The sequence below is a fragment of the Brevibacillus jepli genome, from assembly GCF_047229145.1.
In the GTDB taxonomy this organism is placed as follows: domain Bacteria; phylum Bacillota; class Bacilli; order Brevibacillales; family Brevibacillaceae; genus Brevibacillus.
The window spans coordinates 141788-163112 of the sequence record NZ_JBFEFW010000003.1 but is presented as its reverse complement, the minus strand read 5'-3'; the positions used below and the strand labels follow the sequence as shown (position 1 = coordinate 163112).

Sequence of the window (21325 nt, the reverse complement as noted above, 5' to 3'; positions counted from 1 at the left end):
TTTTTAATTATTTTGCACTTGATTGCCCAGGATTTTTGCACTCTTTACCAGTATATGCCTCAAAAATATTATTTTCATAAATTATTTCATTTGGTATCATTCTTGCAGAGCATATATCGCGCCTGAAAACGCATACATCCATTCAACATTTTCTCGCGTGAAGGAGAGGGTTATATGACAACCAGCAACCACGAACAGCAAAATGAATTAAAACGCAGTATGAACAGTAGGCACCTCTTCATGATTTCTCTTGGCGGCGTAATCGGAACCGGGTTATTTCTCGGATCAGGTTATACAATTAGTCAGGCAGGCCCCGTTGGAGCCATTCTCTCGTATTTAGTAGGCGGTTTTATCATGTACCTCACGATGTTGTGTTTGGGCGAACTGACCGTTGCCATGCCAGTTGCTGGTTCGTTCCAAACGTACATGACCCGCTTTGTTAGCCCAGCACTTGGGTTTGGTGTAGGCTGGCTGTATTGGTTCGGCTGGGCCGTCACCGTTGCTCTGGAATTGTTGTCATCAGGGCTTTTGATGCAAAGATGGTTCCCTGATTCCCCTGTTTGGATGTGGTGCGCCATTTTCGGTGCTGTGCTCTTCCTGTTAAATGCCTTGTCGGCTCGTTCGTTCGGTGAATCGGAGTTCTGGTTTTCCAGCATTAAAGTAAGCGCTATCATTCTGTTCATCATCCTTGGTGGAGCCGCGATGTTTGGTTTGATCGACCTGAAAAATGGTCAACCAGCGCCGATGTTCTCCAACTTTACAGAAAGCCCGCTCCTTCCCTTTGGGATTACTGGCTTGCTGATGACGATGATAACCGTAAACTTCTCCTTCCAAGGAACTGAGCTGATCGGGATTGCTGCCGGAGAAAGTGAGAATCCGGAGAAGACGATCCCGAAAGCGATTCGCGCGACCGTATGGCGCACACTCGTGTTCTTCATTTTGGCGATTGCGATTGTGGCAGCACTCATTCCACATCAACAAGCAGGTGTCATTGAAAGTCCGTTTGTCGCTGTATTTGACAGTATTGGGATTCCATACGCGGCTGACATTATGAACTTCGTTGTCCTGACTGCTCTTCTGTCTGTCGGCAACTCCGGTTTGTACGCAGCTACTCGTATGCTTTACTCCCTTTCCAAGGAAGGTATGGCTTCGAAAAAGCTTGGAGCCGTCAATAGAAAAGGCATTCCGATGAACGCCTTGTTGATTACTTTCGCGATTGCACTCTTGTCTCTTCTGTCCGGCTTTTTTGCAGAGGATACGGTATTTATGGTGCTGTTGTCGATTGCTGGTCTCGGGGCACAGGTAGGCTGGATCTCCATTTCTGCTTCTCAGCTTGCATTCCGTCGCCATTACTTGAAAAATGGGGGCAAGCTGGAAGATCTGAAGTTCCGTACACCTTTGTACCCGATCTTGCCTTTGATTTCCTTGAGCTTGAACCTGCTCGTTCTCGTGAGTCTGGCATTCGATCCAGAGCAGCGTATCGCCTTGTACTGCGGAGTTCCGTTCATGATCATTGCGATCTGCGTGTACCAATTCCATTTCAAAAAGAAAATCGAAGCATAATACAAAAGAAAAGCTTGCAGCTCCCTTCGACGGGATGCTGCAAGCTTTTACTCTTTATATGCTATAGGCTTGGCATTACTATGCTACAAGGAGATTCGTACAATTTCCGTAACGACTACCATGGCAAAGACTGCAAATCCAAGGGAACTCGTCACTAGCAGCATACGCTTCAGTTTTTTCATATCTTCCATAACATTCCCTCACTTTCTTGCGCCAATCACTCTATCGTTATATACGTATCAACAATGGAAAATGTTTCAATTCGCCCAAAAAAAATTATGAACGAGCTATTTTCTTTAAGTCGTTTCCGATCTGACCGGTTTGTTGTTCCATTCGATGGAGCAACCAAGCCACCCAGAGTCCAATGACGAGACAGATCGTCCAAGGAAGCCAAGGCGCTTGCAAACGCAGGCCAACATCGTATACCCATCCCCCCGCAATCTGCCCGAGAGAGCCTCCTATTGCGATGGAATACCCGTTGAAGCCGTAATAGGCGCCCACCAAATCCTTGGGTGCAAAACGTGGAACGACATCCACAAGATTCGGTACCGCAATCATGCTACCTAGCGCAAACAAGAAAATATCAAGAAGAATGAGCCACAGCGAATCGGCAAACGTAAACAGGAACAGACCGACACTCATAAATAACGTACCGATGCCAATCAAGGTAAGCCTTTGCTGATAGCCCTCCAGCCATTGTGTTACCTTCATCTGGAACAGGATCACAAACAAGGAGAGAGCGGACAGCACAATCCCTACATTTGCCTTGCTATGCGTGACATTTTCAACAAAGAGCGGGATCGTTAAAAACACCTGCATATTCAAATAATAATACCCCATCAAAATAAAGGTAAATCGTACAAACAGCTTGTCCTTCACTACCGTGGACATACTTTCCCATATACTATGCCGTGTGTTAGTGGCGCGAATCGGTGGGAATAAAAAGAAGATCAAGATTGCATTCACGCCGAAGACGGCCCCTGCGAACAATGAAATATAAGTAAAATCAATCGCCGAGAGTGCCGTCCCCACGATTTGGGAACCGACAACGGCAATATTTCCAAGTACATTGCGTAGGGAGAATACTTCTTTTCGGATGGATTCAGGTGTAATAATCGCATAGGCAGCAGAACAAGCAGGCTCAAACAGTGCCCCACCCAAACCGGATAAAATGGCGGCAACAAAGAAATGCCACGTCTCGGTACAGAAAGCGAACATTGCAAAGCCAACGGCACGTACGCCCAATCCGATGAACATCGCCCCTTTATATCCAAAGGCATCTGCCATCACTCCGCCTAAAAAGGCAAGGCCTTGCTGGGAGAACTGTCTGACACTGAGGACAATTCCTGCCATCGCCAATGTCCAACCAATGCTTCCCGTCAAATACAAAGTGAGATACGGGATTAATGCATAAAAGCCCATATTCATCATAAAGGAAGTTCCCAAAAGCAGCTTTACCGAAAAGGGCGTTTCTCTCCATAGTTCCCACTTCATCCAAATACCCCTCGCTCTCCCGATACCTTATCAAAATAAGGATATCCCCAGCTTAGCGAACAGGGTATAATTTGGGAAACGAACTTTTTTGTATATGGTAATCAAATATTTAGATAAGAGGGAATCCCACTGTATGGACTTCGAACAATTACGCGCTTTCTACACATTGGCCCAAACGAAAAACTTCACCAAGGCTGCGGAAATGCTCCACTTAGTCCAGTCTACGGTGACCATGCGAATCAAGCAACTCGAAGAAAAAGTTGGCAAGCCTCTTTTCGTTCGTGATAAAAGAAGTGTTGAGATTACCCAAGCGGGCTTAACCCTTTTACCGTATGCAGAGAGAATCCTCAAATTGTCCCATGAAGCATTGAATGAAGTTGCATCACTCCAGCCCTATGAAGACTATTTATCCATCGGCAGCTTAAACGCGATCTGGACCTCCACCTTAGAGCCGATCTTAAAAGAGTACCACTATCGGTATCCACAAATTGCGATCAGTACAAAAACAGGTCACTCCTCCGATGTCATCCAGTATTTGCTGGACAATGTGATTCAAATCGGAATCGTTTATGTTCCACCATCTTTACCGAACTTTGATGTGATCCCTACGTGGGATGATGAAATTGTCCTGGTCTGCTGTCCGGACAGCCCTATCGCTTCTTCTACACACGTCGATTCACGCGAGCTGCGTAATCTTCCGCTGCTGTACATGAACTGGGGACCTCCTTTTAATGAATGGATCAGACAAACATTACCACGTAATTATGTACCCAAGCTGACAGTAGACAAAGCTGAGCTCGCCATTGATTTGATCAAAGAAGGGCTAGGCGTGAGCTTGTTAACACGATCTACGGTCAAAGCCGAGCTGGCTGCAGGTACTTTGAAGGAACTGATCATAACAGGCAATAAGCCTCCCAAACGCTCGGCGTACATCGTATTGCCGAAGGACAAAAAAAATAAACCCAGCGTAGAAAAATGGCTGAGTTTAATGAAAGAATTAGGGTATTCCACCTAGCTTGCTCTAATTACCGAGAATGCGGTATGGGGTCGACGACGGTGCTTCGTCTCCCCTTCCAGCCTTCATAGCCAAGACGAAGGAGAAAATACCAGCTCATCGACAGGAAAAAGCCAGTAAGCACATCACTTAAATAATGGACGCCCAAATACACACGACTCAACGCAAGCAATGCCACGAAAATAAAAACGAACGGCTGCACGAGCGACACCCATTTTTTCTCCGCAAACCATTGTGTGATCCAAAGGGCAACCATGCAGTAAAAGGCTGGCCCAATCATCGCATGACCGCTCGGAAACGAAAAGGATTCCGGCAGCTCAATCAGATTGATCCCACTCGGTCTTGGTCTGGAAAAATACAATTTTAACAACTCATTGATCACTTCACTGACACCAAGTGAAATGAGGACAATCATTGCCTCCATACGATATTTCTTTATGTACAAGACAATGAACATAATCGCAGCTAAGGGTGTAAGGAACATTCCGCCACCAAGATTCGTTACAAAACGGAAAAATGCAGTCCCAGCATCCGAACGAATCGACTCCGCAAACGCAATTGCAGCCTGATCCATACGTTCTACTTTCCCTGCCGTATAGAGTGCAAACATGATGGTGGCAAGAACTGCAAACATCAGTGCACCGAGTACATAACCATTTTTTCTAATTGTTAGGTTCATCTTGATCCCCTCTTTTCATCAAAAAGCGCAGAGACTCGGCAAAACGCTGATCGTCTTCACGCGTGCGAGCAGCTGGTCCCTTCGTGCGACCTCCCCCGCGACGATACCTTGCTTTTTCATTACGTTCCTCCAAGTGAAACGTTATCCGCTCCGGATCAAAAATCATGCCGTGCGGTGTCAGTGCATGTGCTCTTTTCCCTAGAATCAGCGCTGCCAGACCGATATCTTGTGTTACCACGACATCCCCTGCGCTCGTTTCGTTCGCCAGCTTCATATCTACCGCTTGTGGGCCAGCATCTACTGTAACATGATTTTCATTGCCGATTTGATGATTATAACTGGCAAAGGTCAAACAGCTCCAGCCGAGCTCCTTGCACAATGCTTGAGCATTCAAGAGAGCCTGGCGCGGACAAGCATCCGCATCGATAAGAACACGTCCTTTTGACATGGGTTCCCCTTTCGCGTGTATTTCTCTCCCCCAAGCGATTCATTTTTGGTATGATGGAGGAGGAGAGGAGTGAGTTCACCTTTGCGCTATCAATTTATACGTGATGAACGACTAGGTATTCGACTTCCACAGCTGCAGCTAGACTGGGAAGACTATTCGAATACAGAAAGAGCGGACATTTTGCTGGAATGGGAAGAAATCCGTGCGACCATTCCGGATCAAATACACCGGGTAGAGAAGGTCATCATCGAGAAAACCAAGCAAATGTCTGAAGAAGATAATTTCATGCGGTCCTGCGAATTAAACAGTGAGATCCACGAATTGGCCAGTGTTATTAATGATCTTAATATATGGTTCCGTGTCCAGCAAGACCATGACACCAAAGTCCATCAATAATTCATTATGATAAAAATGGAAACAGCTCCTTGGCTTCGTTGGCCGTGGAGCTGTTTTTTTCGTGTAACCGCTATGCTTTCTTTCGCTTGCGGGCTATTTCTAATGCCTTCAGTCCAGACACATGCGGAGCGGCCATCGACGTGCCATTCAGCTTTTTAAACTGATTGCCAGGCCAGGTAGACAAAATCTCAACTCCGGGCGCCTTCATATTTACACCCTTGCCTCGTGCGCTGAACGATGCCAATCTTCCTGTTTGATCAATCGCACTGACTCCTAAAACGCCTTTATACCGTGCTGGATACTCCGCTTCTCCCCCACCGTTTCCTGCAGAAGCTACCAATACGATCCCTTGCTCACTTGCTCGCTCGACAGCTCTCGCCAGTGCTTCACTATACTGTGGCATACCAAAGCTCATGTTTATGACGTCCATCTTATTGGCAATCGACCACTGCAACGCCTGCAAAATGGTAGACAAAGATGATTTGCCTTCTTGATCAAAAGCACGAACGTCATACAAATGGGCTTCTGGTGAGACTCCGACGATTCCTCTTTGATTCATCTCGGCTACTATGATCCCTGCTACATGCGTACCGTGTCCGTTTTGTTTGCCACCCACCAGCTGGACGCCACCTTTTATTTGATCCTTCAAGTCAAAATGCTCACGGGAGATCCCCGTATCAATGACGGCGACCTTTACGCCCTCTCCTCGCCCTCTTCGCCACAATTTCTGTGCCCCTACATATCGCACGCCCCATGGGATTTCATCCTCACCTTCCGCATGGACGCTTACCGTAATGTTCTCTTCCACCATCGCCTGATACCTTCGAAAAAGCTCCTCATGCTGCTCGAAAATCTTTTGCTTGATACATAGACAAGATAGGTCATCATAGCAACGCCATGGGAGTCTCTCTGTTTTGGTCAGAACTTTCGTTTTCAAATCAGACAGTATCTCGGTAAACGGCTTATCCCGATGAAAGCTGACAATTTTCAACCCACTAGCCTCCTGTCATGCGTCGTTCTGACTCATCCTATGTTGGGTCTCCCCCTGTAGGTTTGGGCCCTTGCACAGCGTCAGCCAAAATAGGCGAATTGCCGCGTGAATCTGTCCAAGCGAATTCCCTTGCTTTTCCATATAACTGCATAGGGCAGACGTATTCCTTTGAAAGGAGCGAAGCATCATGACCAAAGCAAAAGGGAAAGCAAAAGCGAGAGTGAAATTGAAGACGAAGGGCAGCCCGAGTGACCTTTTGAAAACCATCAACAAGAAAAGCAAGAAGAAATGGAGTATGGGCGACATTAAATCGCTGGCTAAAAACTTCTCCAAGAAAGATTTAAAAAACGACAAGAAATTAAGCGAGCTGATTAAAAAAGTAAGCAAAGCTGTCGGTGTTCAATTATCCGACCAGCAAATGTCCAGTGTAAAAAAGCAAGTCCATGATCGACTCGGATAAGAGGATGCGTCTCAAAGACAAAAGCGGCAGCCTAGGACGAGAAATAACGTCCTTGGCTACCGCTGCGCTTTCAACTATCGATACCAATTACAACTCACCTGGCGTTTTCTGCCCGATGGGGGGGATATGCCGAAGCTTGATCACGGTGAGTATGGCGATAGCGATCATGAGCCAGCCGCTGACGGCCACAACAGCATGCATACCCTCGTTAAATGCTGTCTGGGCGCCATGAAGAAGTGTCGAAGCAATAGGTTCGGGCAAAGCTTTTGCCGCCGAGACTGCCCCAGCAAGACTTTCGCGGAAGGCTCCGTTTGTTAACGTCGTAGCCTCTCTTGGTAGGAAACCCGCAATTTGAGTGCGATACACGTATGTACCGATGCTGCCTAATACGGCGATACCAAGTGCGAATGCGAATTCACCACTCGTCTGTAGCAAGGACGCCGCCGAACCCGCTTTCGCCGGCGGTGCAGAGCCGACAATTAGATCGCTGGACAAGCTCGCAAACGGTGCTGCTCCCAGATTAAAAAAGAGATAACCGACGATCAGGGTAGAGAGTCCGGATCCCGCCCCTACCTGGGACAGTAGAATACAACCAGTCGCCGAGACGGCAAGTCCTGCCCCGATAAGGAGCGACGGTCGGATCCGCCTGGCAATGAGCGGCGACAACAACATGCCTGCCATCGACGCAACCACTCCCGGGAGCATGCACATCGCTGCCGCAAGCGGCGATAGTCCTTCCACGAATTGAAGATGCTGTGCGATGAAGAGCATGGAAGCACCTGTCATAGTGATGCCGAACATACCGCCCAGCGCCGTGCTGAAGGCGGGGTTTGCGAATAGGCGCAAGTCCAGTAGCGGACTGTCCAACCGTTGCTGTCGTCTTACGAATAACGTCCCGAAACCAATTCCAGCCGCGATGGCAATGAGCGGCAAGGTCTGTAAGCCTTGCTTAGCGATTTCCTTAAAGCCGTATATTGCCGAGAGAATGGTGCACATCGACAGCATGACGCTAGTCATATCCAAACGACCAGGTGCGGGATCCCGATAATCGGGCAGAAGCTTGGGCCCAGTCAACAACAGCAGTGCCATGACTGGAACGCCAAGTAGAAAAATCGACCCCCATGAATAATGCTCCAGCATCATCCCGCCGACTACTGGGCCAAGCGCCATGCCTCCCATGGAGCACATAAACCATATGCCTATGGCGAGGGAGCGCTGCTTATGATCGCGGAACATATTGCTGATTAAAGCCAGGGACGAAGGTGATATCGTCGCCCCGGCTATGCCGAGCAGCGCCCGTGCTGCAATCAGCATTCCGGAGGTGTTGGAAAAAGCGGCCAACACCGAAGCCAAACCGAATACCGCGGCTCCGATCATCAGCAGTTTACGGCGGCCGAGCCGATCTCCGAGCGAGCCCATCGTGATCAGAAACCCTGAAAGCATGAAGCCGTATATGTCCATGATCCATAGCTGCTCTGTACTGTCAGCTCCGATAGAGATGCTTATGTGAGGAAGTGCGAGAATCATTACGGACAAGTCTATCGATACGAGCAAGGCAGGCAATGAAAGCACGGCAAGCCCAATCCATTCGTTCAAACCAGCCCGGTTATTCGATTCAATCGCAGCAGCTTTCATTGGCCGTCCAAAGCCTCTCCGAGCCGATCCAGCATTACTTTTGTTCCGTGCTCACGCTGTTCAGGCGTATCGAGACCGTCCAGATAAACGCCCTGCTCGGTATAGATCAAGCGCGTGCCGCCATCTACGGAATCGAATTCCACCGTCGTGACGGAGACAGACATCCGCTTGTCTTCCATGTCCAACGTGTATGAGTATACAATTCGCCTATTCTGAACGATCTCCTGATAGCAGGCATCGAATGTGTAAACGGGTCCCCCTGGCGGACCACCACGATTGAATTCGCGTCCGCCGACGCGGAAGTCGAACTCTTCGGCTTTAGGAAACCAGCCCGCTTTGGCGGCTTGACCCGCCCATGCAGCGAATACACGGGCAGGAGAATGTTTATAGTTCCTTTCGATGACAAATGTGGAATGTTTGGCAGATCTTTCACTCACAGTCGTAACCTCCTTATCCGGGATCTTCCGGATGCTCGTCTAAATATTCACCAAGTCGGTCGAGATGGAGATCCATACTCGATTTTCTCTCGGCGAAAAATTTCTCATGATTCATTCTCATCGTCCGTATGATGTTCATGAAATGCTCAACGGTAAACGGTTCGTTCCTTTGCATTCGACTCGATACATTCTCAAGCTCGTGCAAGAGCTTCTGCTGCATGCGGATACTTTCTTTCAGGCTATCTATTTGAATGGAAACAATGTCTGACAGGCTGAGTTGATCGCCGGCCATAACGGCTTTAATCTGCTCCAGCGATAGACCCAACTCCTTCAAGGACAAGATTTGCTGCAGGCGTGAAATGTCCCCTTCGGTGTAGAGTCTGTATCCGGATGGCGAATAGCCGGATGGTGAAAACAAACCGATCTGATCATAAAAACGCAAAGTTCGTATCGTAATTCCCGCCATTTTTGCAAGTTCTCCGACTTTCCACTGTCGCTTCATGATCAGCCCCTTTCTTGGTCGCTAGCGTTTCACCGGTAACTTCACTATAAACCGTTACGTTACGTAACGGTCAAGGACCCATAAGAATTTTTTTCCAATACGGAATACGAGTGCCAAACTCACTTTTTTATATAGCAAAAAAGAGAGCGAATCATCGCTCTCCCTTTTGCCAAGCAAGTTCCCGGTGTTTTCGTTAGTCGCAAGCGCAAGCAACGATAACCAGCAATACGAACAACACCAGTATTAAAGCAAAGTCGTCAAATCCTCCGTTGAACAGACTCATTCGCTTTCCCTCCTTTGCCAGCAACTAGTCATACTGTATGTGCGAATGCTCAAGGATGATTGGACCATTGCCTATACACGACTCTTTTTCCCGTTTTTTACACAGTTACTGGCAAAGAGAAAGGAGCTTAAGTCGCTTGTCTTTCAACTGGTTCTGGCAACCCATACTGCTTTTTCATGACATGACGCCAAAACGGAATCGTTCGCTGAATCATCGGTCCCGTCAAGAGCGCAATCAATACGGTGCCGATTGACACAGGTCCACCCAAGGCTGCCCCCGCAAGCAGTACGGTTACCTCAATGATGAGCCGGACTCGCTGAATGCTCCAGCCAAGGCGCTCATTCATCGCCAGCATGAAGCTGTCACGCGGTCCTGCCCCAAGCGAAGGAGATAAATACATCCCGATTCCAACAGCCAAAACGATCACACCGATGATAAACAGCAAGAGTCTCGCCCAAATAGATTGGAGCTCAGGAATGATATCTACCCATAAAATAAGATCGAGAAAAACTCCAAAGCAAATCATATTTAAGAACATTCCAAAATTAGGCCTCATTTTTGCCACGAAGTAAGTGGCGAAAATGACAACGACTCCTACGATCTGAGACCATATGCCAATCGTTAATCCAAATGTTTTTTGCAGGCCGATGTGAAAGGTTTCCCAAGGTGCTACGCCGAGGTTTGCTTTAATAGCCAGTACCGTACCGAATGCACCAACGAACAAACCCAGAACAAACATCATGTAGCGAACTGCGATCGACCTGTTGAACCGTCTGCCAGACACGTATGCTCATCTCCTGACGATGTGTATTACTTCCAGTCTGCAATGACTTCGTAAAATAGCCCGTCCTTTCGGTAATACGCTTCGGATTTGGAGAAGTTCAGGTACGTCTGTGCCTCTGCAAGCTGCTCTCCCGTCAAAATGACCTGGCGTTGCTTGTTCGCTTCGTCTCGATATTCGACGACAAGGCTGACTTCTTCCGATTGACAATGTTGAATTAGTTCTTCTGGTGTAGCAAAGGTAATCCGCTTCATGCTCCCCCACCTCCTCCATCGTGATCATTCATTATACCAAGGATTATTGCTTTCTCCCATTGTTTCTCTCTCGCTTTACAGGAATGCTGCCGAGATCATCAGCCAATTGGGTCGCCGGGAAAATTTGCTGCGCTTCTGCCAGAAGATCCTCCATCGAAAAATCTCCGTCTTCATCTTCATAGCGCGGACTGAAGTGAGTCAGACACAGCTCTTTCACACCCGCTTCTTTGGCAATTTGAGCAGCCTCGCGTGCTGTGGAGTGTCCGCTTCTTGTCGCCAGCTCCTTATCGTGATGGGCGTAGGTAGCTTCGTGGACGAGCAAATCTGCCCCTTGTGCCAGCTCCATCACCGCTTGGCTCGGCTCTGTATCTCCACTGAAGACGATTTTGCGTCCTGGCTGCGGCTCCCCGACGAATTCCTTCCCGTCCAGAACCCGACCATCCTCGAGTGTGACCTGTTCTCCTCTTTTCAAGGCGCCAAATAACGGCCCTGATGGTACCCCGGCCTGCTTAGCCAGCTCTACTTGGAAGGCTCCCGTCTTCTCCTTTTCCATCACGGCATACGCAAACGAAGGCACTCTGTGCTTCGCCATCCTGCAGCTCACCACGATTTCTTCGTCCTCATAGATTACGCCTTCGCTGACTATTTTCAATTCCAATGGGTATTGCAAATGAACGGGACTTGCCTCCATGACAGCTCGAAAATAACGGTCAAGTCCTGGTGGTCCGTACAGCTCAAGCGGTGTCGGTTCTGTATTGCGCAATGACCTACTCGCCAATAAACCGATCAGACCGTACAGATGATCGCCATGCAGATGTGTAATGAAGATTTTATCCAATTGACTGATTTTCATGGGTGCACGCAGCAGCTGATGCTGTGTCCCCTCTCCGCAATCAAACAACCACCACTTCCCTGCCTGCAAAAATCGCAAGCCAATCCCACTCACGTTTCGTCGCGTAGTGGGTGCACCTGATCCCGTGCCTAAAAATGTAACGATCATGTTATATCCATCTCCTTCGTGGAATCCCCCTCCATGTGCCTGTCTATATCTCTAGGCATTCACCCTTTTTTGTCTGGGCGCATAGCCTACAACATACAAAGCCTAGCAAGGAGGGACTCCTAATCATGAAACGATTTTTTGCGCTGGGGCTGGCCGCTTTTTTTGCTCTGACGGCCGTATTGACTGGCTGCTCCAGCACTCCTGAAAAAATACGAATTGGTGAAGTGACCAGGTCTTTGTTTTATGCTCCGCAATATGTAGCACTTGAAAAAGGATTCTTTAAGGAAGAAGGCCTCGAAGTTGAGCTGTCAACCATTCCCGGCGGAGATAAAGTGATGTCGGCTCTGTTATCCGGCGGCATCGAAGTCGCGCTTGTCGGCTCCGAGACCAGCATCTACGTCTCGCAGCAGGGGGCTGCCGATCCGGTTGTCAATTTCGCTCAGCTTACTCAAACGGACGGTACCTTCCTCGTCTCCCGCAATAAAATGGATAACTTTTCTTTTGACCAGCTAAAAGGCAGCGTCTTCTTGGGTCAGCGCAAAGGCGGCATGCCGCAAATGGTCGGTGAGTACGTACTCAAAAAACACAAGATCAATCCGCAAGGCGACCTCGAATTGATTCAGAATATCGAATTCAAAAATATTGCGTCTTCCTTCGCATCTGGAACCGGACAATATGTACAGTTGTTTGAGCCGGAAGCCTCACGTTTTGAACAGGAGGGAATCGGTCATGTCGTCGCCTCTTTTGGCAAAGAGAGCGGAACGGTTCCTTACACCGTGTTCATGACAAAGCAAAGCTATATTGACTCGAACGCGACTGCTATCCAAAAGTTTACCAATGCTGTCTACAAAGGGCAACAGTGGGTTGCCAGCCACAGTGCAAAAGAAACGGCTGATGTCATAGCCAAGTACTTCCCGCAAATCGATCCAAAGATTCTGGAAAACGCAGTCCAACGCTATTTGGAACAGGGCTCCTATGCAACTGACCCCATTCTGGACGAAAAAGAATGGAACCAACTCCAAGATATTATGGACGCAGCCGGTGAATTAAAGCAGCGCGCTGACTACGCCAAGCTGGTAAACACCACGTTTGCGACACAATCCAAGGAAGGGAAATAGGCCGTCATGAAGCAGATTTCTTCTACGCCGGCAAAAATAGAACTCGGCCACGTGACCCATCTCTATTTAACCACGACCAGGGCGTTCATGGCGGTCCAAGACATTAACCTGCGCGTGGAGGAAGGCGAATTCATTTGTCTGGTTGGTCCCAGCGGTTGTGGCAAGACGACACTGCTCTCACTCATTGCAGGGCTGGAGAAGCCTACAGCAGGCAAGGTATGGATCGACGGGAAGCAGGTCAACGGAACGTCTCGTCAAGTTGGCTACATGCTACAGCAAGACTATTTGTTCAACTGGCGCTCCATCGAGGAGAACGTGTTTCTCGGGCTCGACATCCAAGGTATACGTACCAAGGAAACAGAAGAGTACGCGCTGCATTTGTTAGATGAAATGGAACTGTCTGATGTGCGTAAATCCTCTCCCGTTCAGCTATCAGGTGGCATGAGGCAACGGGTTGCACTCGTACGGACACTCGCCTGTCAGCCTGATGTGCTGTTGCTTGACGAACCATTCTCGGCATTGGATTATCAGACAAAGCTAAAGCTCGAAGACCTGATCTTTTCGACCCTGCGTCGGCACAAGAAAACGGCAGTCCTTGTGACACATGACCTCTCTGAATCGATTGCAATGGGAGATCGCGTCTATATCTTTTCACGCAACCCAGGACGTATCAACAGTGAGATTGTCGTACCTGGTCCGATCCGTGACGCGCTACCTTTTCACGCAAGAAATGAAGATGGATTCCAAGAACTATTCCATCGCGTGTGGAAAGAGATGGAGGTAGTATCTGATGCAGCCAAGGGAAATTGAATCGGCCCATCGTCGCTACTTACAGCTAGAAAAGAGAATGAGCTATACCGTACTTTCCACACAACTGATCCTCTTTCTTATCTTTCTCGGGCTCTGGGAACTACTTGCTCGAACAAACACCATCAATGCGCTCATCTTCAGCTACCCATCCAAGATTTGGGCTCAATTTTGGATGCAGCTGCTGGATGGCAGTCTTCTCCCGCATGTTGGTTTGACGGTATGGGAAACGATCATCGGCTTTCTTTTGGGAACGATTCTGGGAACTGTCATCGCAACCGTCATTTGGTGGTCCCCCTTCCTCTCCCGTGTGCTAGAGCCGTATCTGGTTATTGCCAACAGTATGCCCAAGGTTGCACTCGGGCCTCTCTTCATCGTCGGCTTCGGACCTGGTTTGCTTTCAGTGATCGCCATGGGATTAGCGATTTCTGTCATTATTACCACGATTAACGTCTACACCAGCTTCAGGGAAGTCAATCAAAACTACATCAAAGTCGTGCAAACACTCGGCGGCAGCAAACGGCAAATCTTCACGCTTGTGATCTTGCCAGCTACCATTCCAACGCTTCTCGCTACCCTGAAGGTGAACGTTGGTCTTTCGTGGGTCGGAGTAATTGTCGGGGAGTTTCTTGTATCCCAGCAAGGCTTGGGGTATTTGATCATATACGGTTTCCAAGTTTTTAATTTTACCCTGGTCATGATGAGTCTCGCTATTATCGCTGTTATCGCTACCCTGATGTATCAAGGCGTGGCATATATAGAGCGGCGACTCACCAGCCAGTTTAAATAGATGGCTTCGAAAAAACGGTGCAAATCATCTACCGGGGATGATCGCACCGTTTTTCCACGCATCACTATATTTTTGTGCTAGGTTATGGAGCTACAATTTCGACCTTGATTCTATCCGGATCCTCGAAGAACAAAGCGTAATGCCCCTCGCCTCCAGCATACGGATGCCGATCGTGATAGAGCAAGGGAATCCCTCGCCGAGCTACTTCTTCCCGCAATTCATCGACATGCTCGCGATCCCTTGCGTAAAATGCCAGATGATTCAGACCGACTCGGCAACGATGATACGGGATATCGAGGAAACGCTCTTCTGCCTGTACAAACACCAAATACGTCCCGTTTTGCTTCCAACTGATTCCGCTTGCCCATTCCTGAAATCTCTCATAGCCCAGTTCACGCTCCAATAACCATCCCCAAAAATTCTTGGACCGCTCCAAATCCGATACATATATTTCGAGATGATGTAACACTCTGCTCCCCGCCTTTCCGATAGAAAAACGCCCGACTGCAAAACGCCGGGCGCTATCTTTATTCATGGTTCACGTCTCTTACTTCCAGAACTTCCACCGGCTCTTCTTTGTCTCGGTGTCGCCTGATTGGGTCTCGACAACCTTTTGCTTAGTGGCTGCTTCAACCTCCAGAGCACCCGGTACCCGATTCAGGAAGTGATCGACCATTGGCTTGTAGTTGTCTGGCAAATGCTCTTGCATGTCACGCAGGATCACAATCGCTTTTTCCATTTGATCCGTAGCCAACAGAGCGTTTGCATAATTGAATCCAGCATAAGGGTAAGGGAAATGCGGCGTCCAAAACTTCTCGCAAATCTGGATCAACTGATAAACATACCCTCTTTGCCCCAATTCGCCTGTCACCGTCATAACGACCTCAAAGCGATCTTTCGCACCTTCAATCGCAGCGGTGTACCACTTCATAGTATGAAGCAAATCCTCCTCAGACAGCGCAAGACGTGCTAGCTGAAGCTGTGGTCTCCATGCACCCTCTTTGCCTGCCAGGCCTTCAAGCTGTTCTCTCAGCTCATCCTTTTTCCCTCTTTGCAAAAAGCTCTCGATAAACATCGTTAAACCATTTTCCTGATTCGGGTCTTTGTGCAGACCTGTATGTAGGGTCTCAAATGCTTTTGCCTCATCACCCTCAAACGCGAAGATTTTTGCCAAATTCGTGCAAGCCGTACCTGACGATGGAAATCGTTCCAGACAATCTGTCAAGATTTTTTTAGCGCTTTCAAATTCTCTCGCCTGCATATGAACGACTGCACGGAAAATGAGAGCAGACTCGATTGGACCATATAATTCGAGAAGCCTGTCGGCAGCGACCGCAGCTTGCTCATGAAATTGATCCTTCACCAACTCCATCGCAAAATCGCGAAGCTTTTCTTTTTCATCCCAGTACTTATCCAGATTTTGTGGAATAATTTTTTTCTGGTAATCCTCTCGGGACATATCGATGGTCTGACCAAACTCATTGGTAAACGTCACAAATTCAGACATGAAACAGCCTCGCTTTCATTTCCTCACAAAAGTTTCAAATTCCCCACATAAGGAAAACCGCCAATTAGATCCATGCTTTGATATTTACTTTACGGATAAATTCCTCCATTGATTCCTTCGCGGGTTCGTCATTTGCCTCTTCTGCAGCTTCCATGCCCATCAGTTGTCGAAACAGTGCTTCGTTCCTGGTCGCCAGAGCATAGTCGAGCAAAGCCTCATGCGAGACGCGGTTTGCTTCTTCCGCAAGCAATTGCTCCTCAAGGGCGATGTCATCTTCTACCACGGCGATATGCTTATCAATTTTAGGAATGCGGATGACCCAGGAAAATGCGCTGTCTGGATTACGGTCGCGAGCAATCAGGTATCCGTATTCACCCAAAGGCAAACCTTGCTCGAAGGAGTCGGCAACAATGACGACGCGTTGTCCAAGCTTGAACATGAGCGTCAACTCCCAATAAAGATTAATTCTAATCATACTAAATTGTATGTGTTCTTGTGAAGTGCAAACCCCAAGGATAGGCAAACGCACAAAAAGTTTGTTGCCCGAACCAAAATAAGGTACAATTTTTACTAGTGAATGGATATTGGTAATGAGGTGTACTAGGTATGGGTGAAATGTCGACAGGGTTTTCCCTGTTTATTGTTGGCTGGACGATTGTTCTCGTGAGTCTCATGGCGATTGGCGGGTATTTCATGTTCCGCAAATTCCTCAAGTCTATGCCCAAGCAAGACGGAAAGTCGGATTTGGATTGGCAAGATCATTACATTGATCAGACACGTGCTCTCTGGACAGACGAGGGTCTGACCTTGCTCAATGAATTGGTTGAACCGGTACCACAGCTGTTTCGTGACGTTGCAAGACGATCCATCGCAGCTAGAATCGGTCAGATCGCGCTGGAAGAGAAAGCAACCACCATTACGACTGATTTAATTGTAAAGGGATACATTGTAGCAACCCCAAAACGTGACCACAAATGGCTCATTGCCCACCTGAAATCCAAACAGATCGACTACACGCCCTATGAGAAATATTTGAACGCCGAAGGGTAATTGAAACTTCTTGTGGACTGATCCGTAAAAGAAGTAAGACCTTTTTGGCAAGGAGACGATGTGGATGTCAGTCCTATTGACGATTTTGGGAATCGGCTTGGTTTTATTGATTATTGCAGTTGTAATTGTTGCGGTCATCTTTAAAAAAGGCGCTAAGTTCTTATGGAAAATGACTGGACGTGGCTATCGCAAGTACAGCAGCAGTGATTACCGATACCGGCCTTTCTGGAAGATGGGACATCGAACGTACGGTCATCGTCGCTATCGTCGCAAATATTCCAGCCATAGTGGATTTTTTAGCAGTTAATAAAAAGAAGGCCCTCTGATTCGAGGGTCTTCTCTTTTTTAGGCATCGCTGCTTTTTTTATTCACGTTTTGCGGCCCTCCAGATACTCCGCCTGATACGAGGAACGCCATGACTTCTGAGCTTTCTGTTTCTAACAGCTGTACCTGATCACTCGGAAACAGCAAGAGATTTCCTGCAAAATTGTACGACTGCGGCAGGTAGACCGCTACGTGGTCTGTGAGACCGAATGAATCGAGGCTTTCCTTTGTGATAAATCCAATTGCCTTCGCATTCCCATCCTTCGATAGTGTCACGAGTACAGGCTTGTCAAAGCTCTTCTTCTCCCCTACAAACGCACCGATCAAATCCTTGATGGAAGTATAAATGAGCTTGATAAACGGCACTTTTTCAAAAACCGTCGACACGAGCGATAACACTCCGCGAGTCAGCACGTTGGATGCAAGGAAGCCTACAATCGTGATACCTAGAATGGTCAAGAGGAAGCCAAGCCCAGGGATTTGGAGATTAAACCAATGATTAACGAGCAGATAGAACCAGTTATCTACTGTCGTGAAAATCCAGTACAAAATATAAATCGTAACTGCCAAAGGAATGACAAACAATAACCCCTCTAGAAAATATCGAATGAAGCGCTTCATCTCTCTTCTCCTCTCTCCTAACCTTACCGTAATTATTGTACCTGATTGGATGGTCATCTGCTATGATGAAGGAAAAAAATGAAAGTAGGGAGATTCATGCAAGCACTCGTCACTCCTCAATGGCTCAAGGATCATTTGAACGATGAAAATATCGTAATCGTCGATTGTCGTTTTGCATTAAGTGCTTCTGAAGCAGGTGCAGAGGAATACGAAAAGGATCATATCCCGGGGGCCCTCTACTTTCACCTGAACCGAGATCTTTCCGGTCCTAAAGGCGAGCATGGCGGACGACATCCCCTACCAGATACGGATGTACTGGCTGCTCATTTTTCCAAAGCGGGAATCGATGCATCCACGACGGTCATTGCCTACGATGATCAGGAGATGGCGATGGCAGGACGTCTCTGGTGGCTGCTGCGATACCTCGGGCACGATCAGGTAGCTGTACTCGATGGCGGTTATGCAGCTTGGAAAAGGGCGGGCTATGAGACAACAGCAGAAGTACCTGCTGTACAAGCTCGCGAGTTCATCCCCCATGTCCGCCATGACATGCTGGTTGACATTGAGGGAGTCCGCAACCGTGCCGAGCAAACCATCTTGCTTGATTCTCGTGCACCCGAGCGATACCGCGGTGAGAACGAGCCAATCGATGCAAAAGCAGGACACATACCAGGAGCGCATAATTTCTTTTACAAAGAGAACCTCGCTTCTGATCAGACGATGCTTCCGGCAGACGAGCTGCAAAAGCGTCTTGCCCCATATGCGGACAAGGAATTGATCGTGTATTGCGGCTCGGGAGTGACGGCTTGCTCCAATCTGCTTGCCTTCCATGCTGCTGGTCGAACAGATGTCAAATTGTATTTGGGAAGCTGGAGTGACTGGAGCTCGTATCAGGATAATCCCGTAGCTACGGGCGAAGAGTAAAAGCCGAGAGGCCGCATCATACAAGGGTCAGAGGGCAGTGACAGGTTATGAGCAAGGAGACTGTTGCGGCCCTCTTTGGGTTTTCCGTTCAGCAACTTGAAAAAGACGGAGAAAGCAGTTGAATGAACACCGGAGCCAATAGCATTAAGGGAGTTGGGGAAATCAATCGTTAAATCACGTAATACTCGAAAATATCAGTAAATTTCACAGCGTAATTATTCTGGCTTTAACTCATCTTCTCTACGCCTTATGCTACCTGCCACTATCGTGACAAACGGTGATAGTCACCCTACAATGGATGCACAAGTTACGGCTACAAATTATAATGATGTACGATGTAACAAAAAGTTAACGGTCCTCTTTATTTTTAGTATTATTCTCTTGAATCGCTCGCTATAATCGGTTTTATTGATGCTTCTCAACCTACCTAGAAAGAATCGAGTAAAACAAATAAGTCAGTATCAGAAATATCCATATTGTCAATAGTACTAAAAGTTATCAATCCTAACTTCCCTCGATTCAGACTGTACCCCTCCCAGTTCAATTTTTTGCGGGTCGTAAGTTTTTATACTAATAAATATTGTAAAGCCGTAACGAATTTCATTAGTTCGCGCGTTGCTGTTGCTAGGGAATGCGAAAACGCTCCTCTCAATATGGAACACGAAAAGCCACCATAACTTAGGCGGCTGGTTTACTGAGTCCTTTTGTATTATTGTCTCTGAAGTAACATTAATAAGATTAACTTTGACTGACAGTCACTTTACCTTCAAATATAAAAATTACTTCCATGTGTGTACTGTATGTAGTGGAATGATTTTCCCGGGAGTCTCTCTATGCACCGTTATGCGATAGTGGTCAAAAAGTTCGTTTTTACTACCAAGACAACAGAATTTATACTTTTTTCCAGAGTCACAAGGACATGGCTTATTTCTTCCCACTCCAATAAATTCTTGCTTTCGTTCTTTTACTATATCCAGATCCCAGTCAGCGTAAGGTTCAGATATTTGACTTATCAGATTATCCAGCATCGAATAATTATACTGCTTACCTTGAGGGAAAAGTACGGTGTACTTGTCGAATGGGTTTGTCACTATTGCAATACCTAGTAATTCGGCCTCCTGAATACTACGACCGCATGCTTCACCGTTGTAGATTTCCCCCACCCGATGACCACAAGGGTTTCTAATAGAAATGGTCTCCCCACATATCGAACAGCTAGCCTTTTTTACAACCATCTCACGACTCATGAAATATCGATATGGAAACAGCTTCTGAAATTGATATATCATCCTATCATAGAATTGCAAATGGTATTGATTTTCCTGAAAATCCAGATGCCTTTTAAGAGAGGATATTCCTATATCTGCAAGATCAAATTCTCTCCACGCGTTATAATATTTCTTTTCTTGCAAATTTCGAAAGGCAGATAGGTATTTTTGAATTACCATATATACTTGTTCTAAGCACCAAATTTCTTTTGCAGTGGATTGATTGTTTTGGGAAACTTCATTTGCTTTCAGTGATTTAAGATGATCGAGAATATCTTTCTTAAGGACTGTACCCCGAAAAGCATGCAAGTAGTTTTTAATGGCTGATATATCCATAATTTCAACCTACTCATCCAAGAGATTAATTGCTTTAATAGTTGCTTCAAACTTGTCAGCATCGCCTTCATATGATATTTTCTTCGACTTTCCCTTTGTTTCCACTACTAGGTCTATTTTAACTTTTAGTCCAGTTCGTCGTGACTTCATCTTTTCGTACAGATAGTTTGTTATCAGTCCTGTAACAACAGGAAAAACAACAACTGTCATAATAATATTAGGAATATTAATTAGGTCATCATGGAGTTGAAGCTCCTGAAACTGTTCATCCGAGGCACAAATATCAAAGGTAGCTTCAGTACCTGATGAAGCCTCCTTAACGTATTGAAAAAACACCCCAGATTGTTCGGGAAAGAGTGGGTTCTTATGATCACGAAATCCCTCTTCATATGGTATGATCAGAGCGTTTGCACGCTGTATTTCTTCGGCATGCTTCTTGGGAAAGTATGATTTTTCATAAATGTCATTGAAAGTTAGTTCTATATCGGTTACTTCAATTTTAGATACTTCTTTACTTTCATGAATCACAACAACGTCAGCCCCTTTCCACAATTTAGATACTTTATTATACGATTACCTATTAATTTGTTTCAATATAGATGTGAGCCCTACAAACAGCAGAATTACAACTTACACTCCCCA

The 21325-nt window shown here is 47.0% G+C and carries 27 protein-coding genes; 10 read left to right on the top strand and 17 right to left on the bottom strand.

All coding sequences use genetic code 11. The annotated features are described in order from the left end of the window. The first annotated feature begins 174 nt into the window (after positions 1–174). Entirely contained in the window at positions 175–1563 is a 1389-nt protein-coding gene (locus tag AB1L17_RS04570) for an amino acid permease (RefSeq protein WP_412843450.1), read from the top strand. 276 nt (positions 1564–1839) lie between these two features. Here the strand turns inward: AB1L17_RS04570 and AB1L17_RS04565 are convergent, their stop codons facing one another. Continuing rightward, on the bottom strand, positions 1840–3057 hold the full coding sequence (locus AB1L17_RS04565) for an MDR family MFS transporter (RefSeq protein ID WP_412843449.1): 1218 nt from the start codon (positions 3055–3057) through the stop codon (positions 1840–1842). A 133-nt stretch (positions 3058–3190) separates the two neighbouring features. On the opposite strand from AB1L17_RS04565, the gene AB1L17_RS04560 reads away from it, so the two are divergent. Further along, on the top strand, positions 3191–4072 hold the full coding sequence (locus AB1L17_RS04560; protein ID WP_412843448.1) for a LysR family transcriptional regulator: 882 nt from the start codon (positions 3191–3193) through the stop codon (positions 4070–4072). A gap of 10 nt (positions 4073–4082) precedes the next feature. On the opposite strand, the gene AB1L17_RS04555 is transcribed toward AB1L17_RS04560, so the two are convergent. Together AB1L17_RS04555 and AB1L17_RS04550 are read right to left on the bottom strand one after the other, a co-directional pair. Beyond that, positions 4083–4751, bottom strand: a complete 669-nt coding sequence (locus tag AB1L17_RS04555) for a phosphatase PAP2 family protein (RefSeq protein ID WP_412843447.1) — start codon at positions 4749–4751, stop codon at positions 4083–4085. After that, positions 4735–5199, bottom strand: a complete 465-nt coding sequence (locus tag AB1L17_RS04550) for a YaiI/YqxD family protein (RefSeq protein WP_412843446.1) — start codon at positions 5197–5199, stop codon at positions 4735–4737. Before AB1L17_RS04550 ends, AB1L17_RS04555 begins: the two co-directional genes overlap by 17 nt. A 69-nt stretch (positions 5200–5268) precedes the next feature. On the opposite strand from AB1L17_RS04550, the gene AB1L17_RS04545 reads away from it, so the two are divergent. Then, a complete protein-coding gene (locus AB1L17_RS04545) occupies positions 5269–5595 on the top strand; it encodes a hypothetical protein (RefSeq protein ID WP_412843445.1) in 327 nt (108 codons plus the stop codon). A gap of 70 nt (positions 5596–5665) precedes the next feature. Here AB1L17_RS04545 and AB1L17_RS04540 read toward each other — a convergent pair whose 3' ends face one another. After that, entirely contained in the window at positions 5666–6586 is a 921-nt protein-coding gene (locus AB1L17_RS04540; RefSeq protein WP_412843444.1) for a S8 family peptidase, read from the bottom strand. Between the two features lie 187 nt (positions 6587–6773). Between AB1L17_RS04540 and AB1L17_RS04535 the strand changes: the two genes are divergently transcribed. Next, positions 6774–7046 (top strand): stage VI sporulation protein F, encoded by a 273-nt coding sequence (locus AB1L17_RS04535; RefSeq protein ID WP_412843443.1) that lies wholly within the window; start codon positions 6774–6776, stop codon positions 7044–7046. A gap of 87 nt (positions 7047–7133) precedes the next feature. Here the strand turns inward: AB1L17_RS04535 and AB1L17_RS04530 are convergent, their stop codons facing one another. The 7 genes from AB1L17_RS04530 to rnz form a co-directional block, all read right to left on the bottom strand. Beyond that, positions 7134–8681 (bottom strand): MFS transporter, encoded by a 1548-nt coding sequence (locus AB1L17_RS04530; protein WP_412843442.1) that lies wholly within the window; start codon positions 8679–8681, stop codon positions 7134–7136. Continuing rightward, positions 8678–9118 carry an SRPBCC family protein gene (locus AB1L17_RS04525; protein WP_412843441.1) on the bottom strand — a complete coding sequence of 147 codons (441 nt, stop codon included), beginning with the start codon at positions 9116–9118 and terminating at the stop codon, positions 8678–8680. The genes AB1L17_RS04530 and AB1L17_RS04525 overlap by 4 nt, the downstream gene beginning before the upstream one ends. A gap of 13 nt (positions 9119–9131) precedes the next feature. Then, on the bottom strand, positions 9132–9620 hold the full coding sequence (locus tag AB1L17_RS04520) for a MerR family transcriptional regulator (RefSeq protein WP_412843440.1): 489 nt from the start codon (positions 9618–9620) through the stop codon (positions 9132–9134). A gap of 193 nt (positions 9621–9813) precedes the next feature. Continuing rightward, on the bottom strand, positions 9814–9903 hold the full coding sequence (locus AB1L17_RS04515; protein WP_106652846.1) for a YjcZ family sporulation protein: 90 nt from the start codon (positions 9901–9903) through the stop codon (positions 9814–9816). A gap of 127 nt (positions 9904–10030) precedes the next feature. Further along, on the bottom strand, positions 10031–10687 hold the full coding sequence (locus AB1L17_RS04510; RefSeq protein ID WP_412843439.1) for a YczE/YyaS/YitT family protein: 657 nt from the start codon (positions 10685–10687) through the stop codon (positions 10031–10033). Positions 10688–10713: 26 nt separating this feature from the next. After that, positions 10714–10938, bottom strand: a complete 225-nt coding sequence (locus AB1L17_RS04505) for a hypothetical protein (protein ID WP_412843438.1) — start codon at positions 10936–10938, stop codon at positions 10714–10716. A 43-nt stretch (positions 10939–10981) separates the two neighbouring features. Continuing rightward, positions 10982–11938, bottom strand: a complete 957-nt coding sequence (gene rnz, locus AB1L17_RS04500) for a ribonuclease Z (protein WP_412843437.1) — start codon at positions 11936–11938, stop codon at positions 10982–10984. 125 nt (positions 11939–12063) lie between these two features. On the opposite strand from rnz, the gene AB1L17_RS04495 reads away from it, so the two are divergent. Genes AB1L17_RS04495 through AB1L17_RS04485 form a run of 3 tightly spaced genes read left to right on the top strand, consistent with a single transcriptional unit; the run spans position 12064 to position 14653 of the window. Continuing rightward, a complete protein-coding gene (locus AB1L17_RS04495; RefSeq protein WP_412843436.1) occupies positions 12064–13056 on the top strand; it encodes an ABC transporter substrate-binding protein in 993 nt (330 codons plus the stop codon). A gap of 6 nt (positions 13057–13062) precedes the next feature. Next, the gene (locus AB1L17_RS04490) at positions 13063–13866 is read left to right on the top strand and encodes an ABC transporter ATP-binding protein (protein ID WP_412843435.1); all 804 of its coding nucleotides are present in this window, start codon (positions 13063–13065) and stop codon (positions 13864–13866) included. After that, positions 13847–14653, top strand: a complete 807-nt coding sequence (locus AB1L17_RS04485; RefSeq protein WP_412843434.1) for an ABC transporter permease — start codon at positions 13847–13849, stop codon at positions 14651–14653. Before AB1L17_RS04490 ends, AB1L17_RS04485 begins: the two co-directional genes overlap by 20 nt. Before the next feature lie 82 nt (positions 14654–14735). Here the strand turns inward: AB1L17_RS04485 and AB1L17_RS04480 are convergent, their stop codons facing one another. The 3 genes from AB1L17_RS04480 to AB1L17_RS04470 all read right to left on the bottom strand — a co-directional run bounded on the left by AB1L17_RS04480 (position 14736) and on the right by AB1L17_RS04470 (position 16599). After that, positions 14736–15122, bottom strand: coding sequence for a VOC family protein (locus AB1L17_RS04480; RefSeq protein WP_412843624.1), 387 nt, complete (start codon positions 15120–15122; stop codon positions 14736–14738). Positions 15123–15200: 78 nt separating this feature from the next. Further along, a complete protein-coding gene (locus tag AB1L17_RS04475; protein ID WP_412843433.1) occupies positions 15201–16160 on the bottom strand; it encodes a tetratricopeptide repeat protein in 960 nt (319 codons plus the stop codon). A 64-nt stretch (positions 16161–16224) separates the two neighbouring features. Continuing rightward, a complete protein-coding gene (locus tag AB1L17_RS04470; protein WP_412843432.1) occupies positions 16225–16599 on the bottom strand; it encodes an ATPase in 375 nt (124 codons plus the stop codon). A 167-nt stretch (positions 16600–16766) separates the two neighbouring features. Here AB1L17_RS04470 and AB1L17_RS04465 point away from each other — a divergent pair, with 167 nt between their 5' ends. Together AB1L17_RS04465 and AB1L17_RS04460 are read left to right on the top strand one after the other, a co-directional pair. Further along, entirely contained in the window at positions 16767–17210 is a 444-nt protein-coding gene (locus AB1L17_RS04465) for a DUF2621 domain-containing protein (protein WP_412843431.1), read from the top strand. Between the two features lie 64 nt (positions 17211–17274). Continuing rightward, entirely contained in the window at positions 17275–17517 is a 243-nt protein-coding gene (locus AB1L17_RS04460; protein WP_412843430.1) for a hypothetical protein, read from the top strand. Positions 17518–17555: 38 nt separating this feature from the next. Here the strand turns inward: AB1L17_RS04460 and AB1L17_RS04455 are convergent, their stop codons facing one another. Next, entirely contained in the window at positions 17556–18155 is a 600-nt protein-coding gene (locus AB1L17_RS04455) for a DUF502 domain-containing protein (RefSeq protein ID WP_412843429.1), read from the bottom strand. 96 nt (positions 18156–18251) lie between these two features. On the opposite strand from AB1L17_RS04455, the gene AB1L17_RS04450 reads away from it, so the two are divergent. Next, on the top strand, positions 18252–19079 hold the full coding sequence (locus AB1L17_RS04450; protein ID WP_412843623.1) for a sulfurtransferase: 828 nt from the start codon (positions 18252–18254) through the stop codon (positions 19077–19079). A gap of 779 nt (positions 19080–19858) precedes the next feature. Here the strand turns inward: AB1L17_RS04450 and AB1L17_RS04445 are convergent. After that, on the bottom strand, positions 19859–20683 hold the full coding sequence (locus AB1L17_RS04445; protein WP_412843428.1) for a YecA family protein: 825 nt from the start codon (positions 20681–20683) through the stop codon (positions 19859–19861). 9 nt (positions 20684–20692) lie between these two features. Next, on the bottom strand, positions 20693–21211 hold the full coding sequence (locus AB1L17_RS04440) for a hypothetical protein (protein WP_412843427.1): 519 nt from the start codon (positions 21209–21211) through the stop codon (positions 20693–20695). Between the last annotated feature and the right edge of the window lie 114 nt (positions 21212–21325).